The 13527-nt window shown below is 38.8% G+C and carries 11 protein-coding genes and 1 tRNA gene; 8 read left to right on the forward strand and 4 right to left on the reverse strand.

Translation table 11 applies throughout. The features are described from left to right. Positions 1-501 precede the first annotated feature (501 nt). Positions 502-1017, reverse strand: coding sequence for an orange carotenoid protein N-terminal domain-containing protein (locus tag H6G25_RS06745; RefSeq protein ID WP_190391812.1), 516 nt, complete (start codon positions 1015-1017; stop codon positions 502-504). Positions 1018-1225: 208 nt separating this feature from the next. Between H6G25_RS06745 and queG the strand changes: the two genes are divergently transcribed. Then, positions 1226-2200, forward strand: coding sequence for a tRNA epoxyqueuosine(34) reductase QueG (gene queG, locus H6G25_RS06750; RefSeq protein ID WP_190391813.1), 975 nt, complete (start codon positions 1226-1228; stop codon positions 2198-2200). Then, entirely contained in the window at positions 2175-2822 is a 648-nt protein-coding gene (locus H6G25_RS06755) for an HAD-IA family hydrolase (protein WP_190391814.1), read from the forward strand. The genes queG and H6G25_RS06755 overlap by 26 nt, the downstream gene beginning before the upstream one ends. A 98-nt stretch (positions 2823-2920) precedes the next feature. Here H6G25_RS06755 and recA read toward each other — a convergent pair whose 3' ends face one another. Continuing rightward, positions 2921-3994, reverse strand: coding sequence for a recombinase RecA (gene recA / locus H6G25_RS06760; RefSeq protein ID WP_028090272.1), 1074 nt, complete (start codon positions 3992-3994; stop codon positions 2921-2923). A gap of 248 nt (positions 3995-4242) precedes the next feature. Between recA and H6G25_RS06765 the strand changes: the two genes are divergently transcribed. The 3 genes from H6G25_RS06765 (at position 4243) to pyrE (ending at position 5649) form a co-directional block, all read left to right on the forward strand. Continuing rightward, entirely contained in the window at positions 4243-4608 is a 366-nt protein-coding gene (locus H6G25_RS06765; RefSeq protein WP_190391815.1) for a DUF1818 family protein, read from the forward strand. A 122-nt stretch (positions 4609-4730) separates the two neighbouring features. Further along, a tRNA-Pro gene (locus H6G25_RS06770) sits at positions 4731-4804 on the forward strand. 218 nt (positions 4805-5022) lie between these two features. After that, a complete protein-coding gene (gene pyrE / locus H6G25_RS06775; protein ID WP_190391816.1) occupies positions 5023-5649 on the forward strand; it encodes an orotate phosphoribosyltransferase in 627 nt (208 codons plus the stop codon). A gap of 44 nt (positions 5650-5693) precedes the next feature. Here the strand turns inward: pyrE and H6G25_RS06780 are convergent, their stop codons facing one another. Beyond that, on the reverse strand, positions 5694-6995 hold the full coding sequence (locus H6G25_RS06780; RefSeq protein WP_190391817.1) for a tetratricopeptide repeat protein: 1302 nt from the start codon (positions 6993-6995) through the stop codon (positions 5694-5696). Positions 6996-7252: 257 nt separating this feature from the next. Beyond that, on the reverse strand, positions 7253-8938 hold the full coding sequence (locus H6G25_RS06785; RefSeq protein ID WP_190391818.1) for an ABC-F family ATP-binding cassette domain-containing protein: 1686 nt from the start codon (positions 8936-8938) through the stop codon (positions 7253-7255). 685 nt (positions 8939-9623) lie between these two features. Here H6G25_RS06785 and H6G25_RS06790 point away from each other — a divergent pair. The 3 genes from H6G25_RS06790 to H6G25_RS06800 are packed head-to-tail and all read left to right on the forward strand — an operon-like array spanning position 9624 to position 13376. Further along, positions 9624-11819 carry a cation:proton antiporter gene (locus H6G25_RS06790; protein ID WP_190391819.1) on the forward strand — a complete coding sequence of 732 codons (2196 nt, stop codon included), beginning with the start codon at positions 9624-9626 and terminating at the stop codon, positions 11817-11819. A 53-nt stretch (positions 11820-11872) separates the two neighbouring features. Then, the gene (locus H6G25_RS06795) at positions 11873-12607 is read left to right on the forward strand and encodes an AMIN domain-containing protein (protein WP_190391820.1); all 735 of its coding nucleotides are present in this window, start codon (positions 11873-11875) and stop codon (positions 12605-12607) included. A gap of 40 nt (positions 12608-12647) precedes the next feature. Further along, the gene (locus tag H6G25_RS06800; protein WP_190391821.1) at positions 12648-13376 is read left to right on the forward strand and encodes a Bax inhibitor-1 family protein; all 729 of its coding nucleotides are present in this window, start codon (positions 12648-12650) and stop codon (positions 13374-13376) included. The last annotated feature ends 151 nt before the right edge of the window (positions 13377-13527 follow it).

The following is a 13527-nucleotide window of genomic DNA, read 5'->3' on the forward strand; positions in this document are numbered from 1 at the left end:
TAATTTAGATTAGAAATAAACCACAAAGGCGCGAAGGACGCGAAGGAAGAAATACAAGATTAAAAAAAATGGGTTTAGCCTAACAAAAAAGTGATATTACGCAACTGACTATTTATGGATATTATTGTGACAGTTGCGTAACTTCTAAAATGGACAAATATTGAGGTTATGAGGATATAGAAATTTTGGCGTTGCTGAATTGGCCTATGATTTTTGGAAGTAGAGAAGTTCCATGGAACGTCTCTACAAGGATCTTGAATGTATGCAGTATCATTTTCATCCCTAAAATCAGCAACGCCGAAATTTTTAAATCCCTTGTAGGGAATTTAAAATCCAAAATCCAAAATCCAAAATCTAAAATCCAAAATCTAAGCTGAATTGGCGTATGATTTTTGGAGGTAGAGACGTTCCATGGAACGTCTCTACAAGGATCTTGAATGTATGCAGTATCATTTTTGTGGGGAATTTAAAATCCAAAATCTAAAATCCAAAATCCAAAATTTAATCAGCTAGGGGGTCTACACCCATATCTGAGACTACTTTTCGCAAAACAGTAATTTGTTGACCAAAATCTAATTCTTTTAAAGTTTCTAAAACTTGTGAACCGTCACGGGACAGTTGATAACCGGCTGGTACGGGAATAACAAAGCCTTTCACCATTAATTCTGATAATTCGTACCAGAAAGCCAACTTGGTGTTGACGCTAAGAATACCATAGGCGCGGGAAATGGGGGTATTTCTTTGAGCAGCCAAGTCGCGCATGACTTCTAACTGCTCTGGGTGAGACATTTGTTTAATTTGATTTAAAAGACCTTCTGCCAATTGTAAACGTGCCGCGCCTGTGGCTGCTGGTGTAATAGAACGACCCATTTCTGTATAGGCATACCAAAGCACTGCTAATTGATCATCTATGCTGAGGGCTTTGAATACAGCAATAGTCGCGGGGATAGCGTCGGTAGTTTTATAGTTAAAAGTTCCAGAAAATCTGGTTGAAGCTGAATCAGAAGTGAATGTCATAATTTCTCCAAGGTCTATGAATTACGTCAGGAGGTTCATCACTCTGGGTTGCTTGACCTCTTCCATCCCATATTGCATTATTTCTTAACAAATTGCAAATAAAATTTACATATATGTGTAATCAGGAATAGTAAACTAGGGGATCATAGCCTGGCCTGATGATATACTGATCATCCCCTTTGTCTTTGCTAAATTTCCCATAAGAAAAATGAATGAATGTACATCAATTAACAGCATAGTGGTCAAAGCAAAGGCCAAAGAGTTGGGATTTCATGAGGTGGGAATTGCTGCTGTGGCTGATTTAGAAGCGACAGAAATACAAAAATTGAGAGATTGGCTAAAAATGGGTTATCACGCTGATATGGAATGGATGAAAAATCCCCGGCGTGAGAACATTAGTTTAGTTATGCCGGAAGTAAGATCGCTTGTATCTGTAGCATTGAATTATTATACTCCCCATGCACGTCCCCAGGGGGATGAATATGGCAAAATTTCTCGCTATGGCTGGGGTCGGGATTATCATAGAGTCATGGACAAAAAGCTGAAGGAATTGGCCAGTTGGCTAGAATCCCTGGGTACGGATATAAAAGCGCGTTATTATGCAGATACAGGACCAATCCAAGATAAACTTTGGGCTGAAAAAGCTGGGATTGGTTGGATTGCTAAAAATGGTAATGTGATTACCAGGAAATATGGTTCTTGGGTGTTTTTAGGAGAAGTATTAACTAATCTAGAGTTGGAAAAGGATCAGCCGAGTACGCAACATTGCGGAACTTGTACTCGTTGTTTACAAGCTTGTCCTACAGGTGCAATTAGTGAACCCTTTGTAGTAGATGCTAATCGCTGCATTGCCTATCATACCATAGAGAATCGGGATCAAGAGCTACCACCAGACATTAAACCTCATTTACAAGGATGGGTAGCAGGTTGTGATATTTGTCAAGATGTTTGTCCTTGGAATCAGCGGTTTGCTCAAGTGACTGATGTAACTGATTTTCATCCCTATCCTGAAAATTTGTACCCCAAGCTGGTAGAATTGGCACAAATATCAGATGAGGAGTGGGATAAAAGATTCCCAGCATCAGCTTTGCGACGCATTAAACCAGAAATGTTACGACGTAATGCTCGCGCTAATCTTGACGTATCCAAGCATAATAATGACCCAGAAAGTAATAATTTTTGATTTTGATGGGACGATTGCTGATACAGTAGATGCTCTTGTAACTATTGCCAATCGTTTAGCTGGGGAATTTGGATATATTCCGATTAATTCCCAAGAATTAGCACTACTGAGAAACTTACCAGCCAGAGAGATTATTAAATATTCTGGTGTTTCACTATTCAAAATCCCTTTTCTTGTCAAAAAAGTAAAAGGAGAATTAAAGCATAAAATCCACGAATTGCATCTTATTAATGGAATTAAAGCCGCATTAGTAGAACTTCATGATCAAGGTTATCACCTGGGAATTATTACTTCTAACTCTCAAGAAAATGTGCATGAATTTCTCAAGTGCCATAAATTGGATAATTTGTTTGACTTTATTTATTCAGGAGTAACTATTTTTGGCAAAACCACAATTATTAATAATGTCTTGCGTCAAAAACAGTTTAAACCAGAGGCGGTGATTTATGTAGGAGATGAAACTAGAGATGTGGAATCTGCTAAAAAGGCGAATATCAAGGTAATTGCGGTCAGTTGGGGGTTTAATTCTTCTGAAGCACTAGGTAAACAAAACCCAGATTTTTTAATTCATGATCCTAGTGAATTAGTGAGTGTGATTAAAAATTGGGCTTTGATCAAGTAAATAATTTTTTTGACCTAGAGTCGTTACAGGCATTCAGAACAAGAGTTTGAGAAGATTTTTACTGTAGAGATGTTAGCAGTAACATCTCTATTTTTTGTCTATTCTTCTAAATCAATTTCTTCTTCCTCTTCAATGTCATGGGGTTGGGTGACAGAATTGGCAGAAACTACTGCACCTTTATCTAGTTTTTCCAGAACTTGTTCTTTAACTTTAGCTACAAAGTCTGGTTTTTCTTCTAAGTATTTAATGGCGTTATCTCTACCTTGGGAAATGTTTTCACCATTGTAGCTATACCAAGCACCTTTACGCAAAAGAACTCCAGTTTCTTCGGCTATGTCTACTAAACAACCTAGAGTAGAAATTCCTTTACCAAAGATAATATCAAATTCGGCAATTCTGAAAGGTGGTGCAACTTTATTTTTAGCTACTTTCACTTTTACACGGTTGCCAAATTCATCTGTACCTTTTTTCAAGGTTTGAATTCTGCGAATATCCAAGCGTACAGAAGCGTAAAATTTCAGCGCGTTACCACCCGTTGTGGTTTCTGGACTACCATAGGTGACACCGATTTTTTGCCGCAACTGGTTAATGAAAATAACTGTGCATCCAGATTTACCAATATTACCCGTTATTTTACGTAAGGCTTGGCTCATTAAGCGAGCTTGTAAACCTACGTGAATATCACCCATATCCCCTTCAATTTCAGCGCGGGGGACTAGGGCGGCTACGGAGTCAATAATGACAATATCAACCGCCGCAGAACGCACAAGTTGATCAACTATTTCTAAGGCTGATTCGCCGGTGTCTGGTTGGGAAACCAGCAAGTTTTCAATATCTACACCCAATGCGGCGGCGTAAGTTGGATCTAGGGCGTGTTCCGCGTCTACAAATGCCGCAATACCCCCATTTCTCTGGACTTCTGCCAAAGCATGGAGAGCAACGGTAGTTTTACCAGAACTTTCTGGTCCGTAAATCTCAATTATCCGTCCTTTGGGTAAACCCCCTCCCAAGGCTAAATCTAGGGTAAGCGCACCGGTAGATATTGTTTCTACCTTCATGCGGGTAGCATCACCCAGGCGCATAATTGCCCCCTTACCGAAGCTACGCTCAATTTGTCCAAGTACGATATTTAACGCTTTTTGCTTGCCAGAAGTCTCGGTATTAGCTGCCATTCTTACCTCTAAAGTATAGGATTTTTCAAAATTGCTGGGACGGGAGTTTTAATAGAACGAATATACTATCTTAACCGCAAAGTGTGCGAATAGGAACGTCAATTAAATTAAATAGCTTGGCCAAGATTTTAACGCGATCGCTACAAAATTATAGCATTTTGGATTTGAAATTTGGGATTTGGGTTAATTAACAGATTGCAACATGATCCACAATAGTAGTAGTTTTCAAATATGTAGTTTATGTAGTTATGGAACGAGTTATCAAAAGTGGTACGGGTTGGCGCTTAGGTTGGAACCCAGATGCACTAACATTCAAAGGATTAGTTGGTACGGAAGATTGGGCGATTGAATTAACAGAATCGGAATTAAATGAATTTTTTCGCCTTTTGAATCAGCTTGCAGATACTATGAAGCATCTAGCTACAGAATTAATGGAGGAAGAAAAAATTGCCTGTGAAGCGGAAAGTGATTTATTATGGATGGAGGTAGAAGGTTATCCCCAATCCTATAGTTTACGCTTTATCCTGAATACAGGACGAGGTACAGAGGGTAAATGGGAAGCTTCTGCCGTGTCTGGTTTGTTGCAAGCAATAGGAATGCTAAAAGTTTTTTGAACAAACCCTTGCTATTTTCCCTAACCTTGTGATATACTCGTCAGAGTGACTTGATTGGTTTTAGATTCACAAATTTGGCATGATCCCCACTCCAAAAGTCTAGAATCTCACGTTCATGGTCACGGGGCGTAGCGCAGCTTGGTAGCGCGCCACTTTGGGGTAGTGGAGGTCGTGGGTTCGAATCCCGCCGCTCCGATTTATGGAATCCTTAGTTATACCAGTCACTTCTACTAAATCAAAGTCCCCCTGACTGGAACAACCCAAGGAGGCGTTAAGGAATGCTTGGACTAAAGCACTAGGAGATATGTCAATCTACATTTACTTCTCAATTTTTGGGTAAATATTAATTTATGCTTAATTCGAGAACTCTGTTGAGTTTTAACTTTGGTTTCACACAACTTTTAATGGTTTGTAATGTCTTATTCTACTCACACACCTAATAACTCAGATATTTGGGCGGTTACTACTGATTTAACTATTCTTCGTCAAGGGCTACTGGATTTATTTTGTCGGCTTGCTTATCAAGAAGGTGATTTTATTCTTTCCTCTGGACAATCTAGTCCTTATTATATTAATGGTAAACAAGTCACACTCCATCCCCAAGGTGCTTTAGCTATGGCGAGGTTGTTGTTAAATATCTTACCTGAAGATGCTCAAGCTGTAGCTGGTTTAACTTTAGGGGGTGATCCTATTGTATCAGCAGTGAGTGTGGTTTCTGTTTATGAAAATAGACCAATACCAGCTTTAATTATTCGCAAGGAAGCCAAGGGACATGGTACAATGGCTTACATTGAAGGTCCGAGTTTACCCCAGGGTGCAAAAGTCGTAGTTTTAGAAGATGTGGTAACAACTGGACAATCCGCGCTTCAAGCTGTGGAGCGATTAAAGTCCGCAGGTTATACTGTAGATAGGGTAATTTCTCTGATAGATAGGCTACAAGGGGGTCGGGAGTTATATGAGTCTGCTGGGTTGCAATTTCAGGCTTTATTTACGATTCAGGATCTTAAAAAACGGTATCCAGAAGTTAAATCTACGATATAGTCACTTGGTGTTTGTTAGTCATGGTGTAGTGGGTGACGCTTTTGTTAATCCACTTCGGAAATTTTGGAAATTAGTTTGATAATCTCGTGATAATATTGTATATTTCCTGACTGTGAATAAAGATCGGCGGATTTGCGGAAATCGGTAATTGCGTTTAACTGATTCCCCAGTTGTCTATTTATATCCGCTCTCACTAAATAGGCTAGGGGACAACGTGGTTGTAAATGTATTGCTTGGTTTAAATCTGTTAATGCTGCTTTTAATTCTCCTAAAATAAAGTAACTACGACCACGATTGAACCAGTCTTCAGCTAAATTAGGATTAATGCTGATTGCTTGGGTATAATCAGATATTGCTTTTTTATAGTCCTTGAGGGCATAATGGGCATTAGCGCGATCGCTATAAAATACAGCGGATTGAGGATCTAATCGTATAGCCTCAGTAATATCACTTATTGCGCCAGCAAAGTCTTTAACTTTATAAAGAATATTTCCTCTGTGGTAATAAGCTGCTAAACAGTTAGAATCTATTGTTAATGCTTGGTTATAGTCTTTGATTGCTATTTGTATATTACCTAGTAGGTTATAAGCGTCACCTCGTTTACAATATGCTGGAGCAAATTCTGGGGTTATTGATATTAATTGAGTATAATCTGCGACTGCACCAATTAAATCCTGAATAGCTTCTCGCACTTTTCCCCGTCCATAGTAAGCTGTAGCTAAAAAAGGATTAATTTGTAAGGCTTGATTATAATCGTTAATTGCATTTTCATAATTTCCTAATTGGTGATGTGCATTAGCCCGAAAAGCATATACTATATCTAAAAGAGGATTAATTTGTAAGGCTTGATTATAATCATTAATTGCATTTTCATAATTTCCTAAATTGCTATAGACTAAACCCCGTTGATAGTAAGCTTGAATATCGTCAGGAAATATTGTTAATGCTTGATTAAAATCTTTAATTGCTTGGTGATAATTTTGGAGAAGAACATAAATTAAACCGCGATTGTAGTAAGCTGTAGGGAAATTGGGATTAATTTCTAGAGAACGATTATAATCATTAATAGCATTTTGGTATTTTTGTAAAGCATAATAACTATTACCACGATTATGGTAAGCTTGAGCAAAATTAGGATTGATATTTATCGCTTGGTTATAATCAGCAATAGCTTTTTCGTAATTACCTAAAATATGAAATATATTACCGCGATTAATATAGGCTATGGAAAAATTAGCAGATAATTCTAAAGCCGCATTAAAACTAGCAATTGCTTGTTGATAATTACCGCTATGATAATGATCTAAACCCTGTTGGTGTAAAGCATTAACAACATTTTGATTCATAAAGCAGGAGTCAGGAGTAAAACCCTTATAGATTTTACATTTTACCACAGTAGGCTCTAGGGTGGACAATGTCCACCCTAAGTATATTTCAAAATCAAATATAATTCATAATGATTGGAAATTCTAGCACAAACAGATCCCTGATTTCTTTGAGAAATCAGGGATCTGAACTTTCACCTGCATTTATCACTTTTCAATCTGGTGACCACTAGGATTTACTGTATGGGTAATTCATGAATTACCTCTACATTGGTTACTTACTTCCGTTTTGCTCCAGCTTTTGCGGCTTTTTTTGCGGCTTTTGCGGCTTCTAATGCTGCCAATTTTGCTAATTCTTTTTCTTCGGCTTTCTTATCCAGATAATAGTGATAATCCCCTAAATAAACTCGAAATTCACCATCACAAATTTCCACAATTTTGTTAGCTACTTGGGAAATAAAATAACGGTCATGGGAAACTACAAGGGCCGTACCATCATAATTTTGCAAAGCCTCTTCCATCATTTCCTTCGCTGGAATATCTAAGTGATTGGTAGGCTCATCTAAAATGATTAAATTCGCTGGACGTAATAGCATTTTTGCTAATGCTAACCTAGCTTTTTCACCTCCACTTAATGCCCCAACTTTCTTAAATACAGTATCACCAGTAAATAAGAATCTTCCTAACAGTGTGCGAACTTCTTCATTTGTCCATTCGGGAACTTCATCATGAATTGTTTCCATGACAGTTTTGTTTAGATCCAAGGCTTCTGCTTGGTTTTGTTCAAAGTAACCAGGAATAACGTTGTGATCTCCTAATTTAACAATCCCTTCTGTGGGTTTTTCCACACCCATAATCATTTTCAAAAGTGTGGATTTACCCGCACCATTAGGACCTAGAAACGCTATTCTATCTCCTCGTTCTACTAACAGATTTGCCGATAAAAATAGAATTTTATCCCCATAAATATGGGTTAAGTCCTTAATTTCTACTACTTCTCTACCGCTACGAACAGCATCAGGAAAACGGAAATGTAGGGTTCTGACTCCCCCTACAGGTGCTTCTATGCGTTCAATTTTATCTAGTTGCTTTTCTCTACTTTTCGCCTGGGTACTGCGGGTAGCACTAGCGCGGAATTTATCTACAAATGCTTGTTGTTTTTCTAGTTCTTTTTGTTGACGTTCATAAGCGTTCAACTGTGCCGATTGATTTTCAGCTTTTTGTTGTAAGTATGATGAGTAATTACCCAGGTAAGAACTAGAAACGCCCCGTTCAGTTTCCACAATTTGGTTACAAAGACGATCCAGAAATTCCCGGTCATGGGAAACTATCACCATCGGGGTAATTAAACCTCTGAGGTAATTTTCTAACCATTCGATAGTTTCTAAATCTAAGTGGTTTGTCGGCTCATCCAATAGTAACAAATCGGGTTTTTGGAGGAGAATTTTACCTAAACTCATTCGCATTTGCCAACCGCCAGAAAAAGCACTCACTAGGCGATCGCTATCTTCCAATTGAAATCCCATTTCTGGTAATATTTTACCAATACGGGAGTCTAAGTTATATCCGTCTAAAGCTTCAAATTGCCGCTGCAACCTGTCTAATTTGTGAATTAATTCATCTAACTCTTCTGGATCAGCAGTTTCCATCTCACGAGGTATGTGAGACAAAGCCAACTGCACCTCGTTAGCTTCTTTAAATACAGTCCAAAACTCCTCCCTGACTGTGCGAGTGGGATCAACCTCAAACTCTTGGTTAAGATAAGCTATATGTAAACTAGCCGGACGAATAATTTCCCCAGCGGTCGGTTCAATCTCCCCAGAGATGATTTTTAATTGGGTAGATTTTCCCGCACCATTAACACCAACTAAACCAATACGATCTCCTGGTTTGACTTCCCAGTTGATATCTTTAAGAACTTCGCCTGTAGGATAAATTTTACTGATATGTTCTAGTCGTAGCATGAAGTGTCTCTTGGGTAGGAAAAGGGGCAAAACTAAAGCCGTATTCAATCTTAACAAAAATTAACGCCATATTTATAAGTTTTTTGACTATAAAAATAAATTTTCTCCTTCAGAATCCGCGACTAATGCCAGTTTTCGTCATTTTTGAACTATATTCCCTGGCTTTATCGCCGAAATTCTAGGTGATCCTCCCAGATATGTGGTACATTTACTGGGAAATCACTATCAAAGTCCATATTTTGACTTGATTCTGGTGACTACTCACGTAACTGACAGTATTTATAACATGATCAATATCGAAAATATTATCGATAGCCGTTGTGGCCTAGCCATAAATCTGATTATTGCTTATGGGTAATTCATTAATTACCCCCGGTTTTCTGGTTTTTTGCGTAAATTGTATATGATGAACTTTTGGATTAAATAATTTCTTAATCAAGAATTATAAATCTTAGATTTTCTTGGATTTGTTTTATTATTGCTGATTGTCAAATTATTTCTGGTTTAATCGCCAAATTGATAGTTAGTTATTTTTAGCATTAACCATTAAGATGGTAAAGTAACCATGACTAACATCTCAAACCAATAAAAATGGTCTCCAGATGTTGTATCTAATCATATTGACAATATTCACAGTTATAAAAAATTCTCTGCGTCCAATCTGGTAATCGTTAGTGGAGAAACTATGCACACAGTTGTTCTCGTTCTAGTTCAAGTGCTAATTGTTATTGGACTCTCAAGACTTGTAGGACTGGGATTTAAAGCAATTAAACAACCATTAGTAATTGGTGAAATATTCGCCGGGATTATACTTGGTCCATCATTATTTGGTTTAATTGCCCCTGATCTAGCACATCATCTATTTCCATTAGAAACAATGCCTTATTTGCACGTTTTATCGCAAATAGGGCTAATATTTTTCATGTTTTTAATTGGGTTAGAATTAAATCCCAAATATCTGAGTGGTAACTTAAAAACTGCCATTCTTATTTCCAATTTCAGTATTATTGTTCCTTTTGCGTCGGCATTTGTATTATCTTTCGTACTGTATCCTTTAGTTTCCAGTAGTAACGTCAATTTTGCCCCTTTTGCTTTATTTTTAGGGGCAGCAATGTCAATTACGGCCTTTCCTGTTTTGGCGCGAATTATTACCGAAAATAACTTACAGGGAACTCGTTTAGGCACATTGGCTTTAACTTGCGCCGCAGTGGATGATGTTACAGCTTGGTGTATTTTGGCGGTAGCGATCGCCGTTGCTCGTCATGGTAGCATTGATCAACAGGCCATTCTCACTATTATTGAAAGTATTGTTTATATTGGCTTCATGTTCACAGTTGGACGTTGGTTTCTCAAACGTTTGAGTAAACATCATCGTCGGGCTGGACGCTTGAGTCAATTGGTTCTGGCTGTAATTTATATGGGAGTTGTTTCCTCCGCTTTAATTACGGAATTTATCGGTATTCATCTGATTTTTGGCGCATTCCTATTAGGCGCAGTTATGCCCAAAGATGAGGAATTAGTCAGAGAATTAGCCATCAAAACTGAAGATTTTGTCCTCATCTTTCTGTTACCAATATTTTTCGCCTACAGTGGTTTAAAAACCCAAATTGGTTTACTCAACAGTCCTAAATTATGGCTGTTGTCAGCCCTGATTTTATTAGTAGCAATTGGCGGTAAATATATTGGTGCTTATGTAGCAGCTAGGTTCAGCGGCATTGACAAACGAGAATCTTCCGCCCTGGGTTGGTTAATGAATACTCGTGGTTTAACCGAGTTAATCGTCTTGAATATCGGGTTAGAATTAAAAGTAATTACACCGTTGCTTTTCACCATGTTAGTAATTATGGCCTTGGTGACAACATTCATGACCTCACCATTACTAGAATGGACATATCCTAAACGCCTGATTAGATTAGATATTGTTGAACCAGAAGCAGAAATTCCACCAGAAACCCCACCAGAAATTAGTGAACCCTATTCATCACAATATCGGATTTTAGTCCCAGTAGCTAATCCCGACACCCAAAAAGGTTTGTTACAATTAGCAGCAGCGATCGCCATCAACAATCGACAACCCGCCGTAGTTTATCCCCTCAGTTTCATTGAACTCGAAGAAGACTATAGCTTTGAGAGTAGCCCCAACGAAGCTGATAGACTCGTCGCCGAACGTCGTCAAAAACTAGAAGAATTAATCGCTACCCTAGAACCACCAGAAACACGCTCCTATATCCATCCCATAGTTCGGATATCTAGCAATGTCGCCAGAGAAACAGCACAAATAGCCGCCAAAATTGTCATGTCAGATTTAGTTCTCGTTGGCTGGCATCGTCCCGCTTTTAGTAACAATCGTTTAGGGGGAAGAGTTGGACAAATTCTTAGCACTACACCAGTAGACGTGGCCGTATTTGTAGATAAAGGTGGAGAAACTAATGAAAGTTTATTAGTTCCCTACTCGGCTAACATTCATGACGATTTAGCCCTGATCATCGCTTTGAGAATGCTCATTAACCATGATACTTGCATTTTACAAGTTTTACAGGTATTTAAAGGACATCACACCCCAGAGGAACTAAGTTATGAACTTAACGCCATGATCGGGCAATTACCTAAGAGTGTCCGCGATCGCATTCAAATCAACACCGTCACCACCCCAGACCCAATGCGAACCGTAATTGCTGCCTCGGAAAATGTTGATTTAACTATTGTTGGTACTAGTCGTCTCTGGGGAATTGAACGTCAAACACTAGGAAGATACACAGATCAACTCGCCATTCAATGTCGTTCTTCTTTACTCATTACCCGTCGTTACAGTCAAATTACCTCACATCTGACCTCCCTGTTACCAGCAATTAATACCCAAGAAACAATTCCCAATTCCTAACTTTTGATAGTCGGTACACTGTGCTAAACATCCCAACCCCAAATAACCAAGTCATGAAAATTAGCAATAATCAAATTCTGCCAGCGATTGGGGTGAGCTTATTTGCCCTAGTTATCCTCAATCCTGGTATCAGTTTTGCCCAAGCGATCGCACAATTGGATAATTGGCAATTTAACCCCAAAACACAGCAATTAAAAATTAACCTCTCAGCTACCGTAAAACCTCAATATTTTTATCTTGCCGAACCACCACGTTTAGTTCTCGATTTACCTAATACTAAACTCGGTAAGGTTGCTACTCAAGGAGAACACTCAGGTGCAATTCAGAAAATTCGCATTTCTCAAATGAACGCAAACGTCACCCGCATAGTTCTCGATTTAGCACCAGGAACTCAGTTACAATCCAATCAAATACAACTTTTGCCCCTTTCCCCGCAAAAACCCACGCGCTGGGTCTTAAATCCTCATATTACCTTTTCTCCCGCCAAAAGTCTCTACGGGGGAACCACAGAGGGTTTGACTGGGCAACCACGGCGGGAGGGCAACCACGGGGGATTTGCCCCTACCCTCATGACCACCCTACCACCATCCACAACCTTGACAACTAACCTTGAACAACCCTTTATCACTGTACCACCTCTAAATTCTCAAAACCCGTCGTCAATACCCAGTTCACCTCTTCCCTCCGCCATGTTTCCCAAACCTTCAGTAAACAAAAGTAATTCCCCAAACAAACCTACAGAAATTCCCATTATCGAATTTGGTCAACCCCTACCCAAAAATTTATAAAATTTGTAAACATAGAAATCAGCAGTTTCAATTTTTAGATATGAGTAATACGAGTAATTTTCGTGAAGCTTTCCGTGAAGCTGGAACTCATGGAATCGTTGGACCAAATGTCATCGCTAACGCTCTCCCCTACGTCGGTGGTGGATTGGTACTAACTGCCCTGGGAACTTATGGTGGTTTAGGCATTATCCGCACTAATCCCGGACTCTTTTTTCCCACTTTCTTGGGAGCGGTAATTCTCGAATTAATTTTGTTCTTCGTTGCCCAAAATGTGGCATCAAAAGGTAACAAAGCCCTAGCGTTACCCCTCTTGGGTATTTATAGTCTATTATCTGGTTATACTCTCAGTGGCTTAGTCTTTGTAGCTTTGAAAACTCAAGGCGTAGGTATTCAAGGTATTGGTATTGCTGCTCTTAGTTGTGGCATTACCTTCATTGCTGCTCGAAAAATCGGTTCTAACCTTTCGGAAGCAGACGGTATGGCCTTAACAAAAACTATCAGTCTAGGCATTATTGCCTTATTGGTTGTTTGTCTTCTCCAATTTGTCTTTGCCTTATTTGGTGTTTACACACCCAGTTGGTTAGAAATCGGTATCTCTGGTTTAGGTGTATTTCTCTTCGCGGGAGCATCAGTAGTTGATTTCTACATCTTACCTCGCACTTACCGCAATAATGAGTATTTACCAGCAGCTTTGTCAATGTACCTCACCTACATTAACTTATTTGTTTTTATCTTACGTTTGCTTATTGCTATCAATGGTCGTGATTAAATGTAAGTAGGTAGATACGTAGGTAGAGGAAACTTAAACCGATACTTTTTCGCTAACTAATGCTAACAAATACATAAGTTGAGATTGTCTCTCAACCAAGGCGTATCAACCAATGCACGAAGATAAATTCCTCGCGCACCATTCAAATCTC

The organism is Dolichospermum sp. FACHB-1091 (genome assembly GCF_014697585.1).
Taxonomy (GTDB): Bacteria; Cyanobacteriota; Cyanobacteriia; order Cyanobacteriales; family Nostocaceae; genus Dolichospermum.

What these genes read in the sequence shown, in the direction of transcription:
- H6G25_RS06745 (WP_190391812.1), bottom strand. Translation starts at nt 1,017, where the DNA reads ATGACATTCACTTCTGATTCAGCTTCAACCAGATTTTCTGGAACTTTT.
- queG (WP_190391813.1), top strand. Translation starts at nt 1,226, where the DNA reads ATGAATGAATGTACATCAATTAACAGCATAGTGGTCAAAGCAAAGGCC.
- H6G25_RS06755 (WP_190391814.1), top strand. Translation starts at nt 2,175, where the DNA reads ATGACCCAGAAAGTAATAATTTTTGATTTTGATGGGACGATTGCTGAT.
- recA (WP_028090272.1), bottom strand. Translation starts at nt 3,994, where the DNA reads ATGGCAGCTAATACCGAGACTTCTGGCAAGCAAAAAGCGTTAAATATC.
- H6G25_RS06765 (WP_190391815.1), top strand. Translation starts at nt 4,243, where the DNA reads ATGGAACGAGTTATCAAAAGTGGTACGGGTTGGCGCTTAGGTTGGAAC.
- pyrE (WP_190391816.1), top strand. Translation starts at nt 5,023, where the DNA reads ATGTCTTATTCTACTCACACACCTAATAACTCAGATATTTGGGCGGTT.
- H6G25_RS06780 (WP_190391817.1), bottom strand. Translation starts at nt 6,995, where the DNA reads ATGAATCAAAATGTTGTTAATGCTTTACACCAACAGGGTTTAGATCAT.
- H6G25_RS06785 (WP_190391818.1), bottom strand. Translation starts at nt 8,938, where the DNA reads ATGCTACGACTAGAACATATCAGTAAAATTTATCCTACAGGCGAAGTT.
- H6G25_RS06790 (WP_190391819.1), top strand. Translation starts at nt 9,624, where the DNA reads ATGCACACAGTTGTTCTCGTTCTAGTTCAAGTGCTAATTGTTATTGGA.
- H6G25_RS06795 (WP_190391820.1), top strand. Translation starts at nt 11,873, where the DNA reads ATGAAAATTAGCAATAATCAAATTCTGCCAGCGATTGGGGTGAGCTTA.
- H6G25_RS06800 (WP_190391821.1), top strand. Translation starts at nt 12,648, where the DNA reads ATGAGTAATACGAGTAATTTTCGTGAAGCTTTCCGTGAAGCTGGAACT.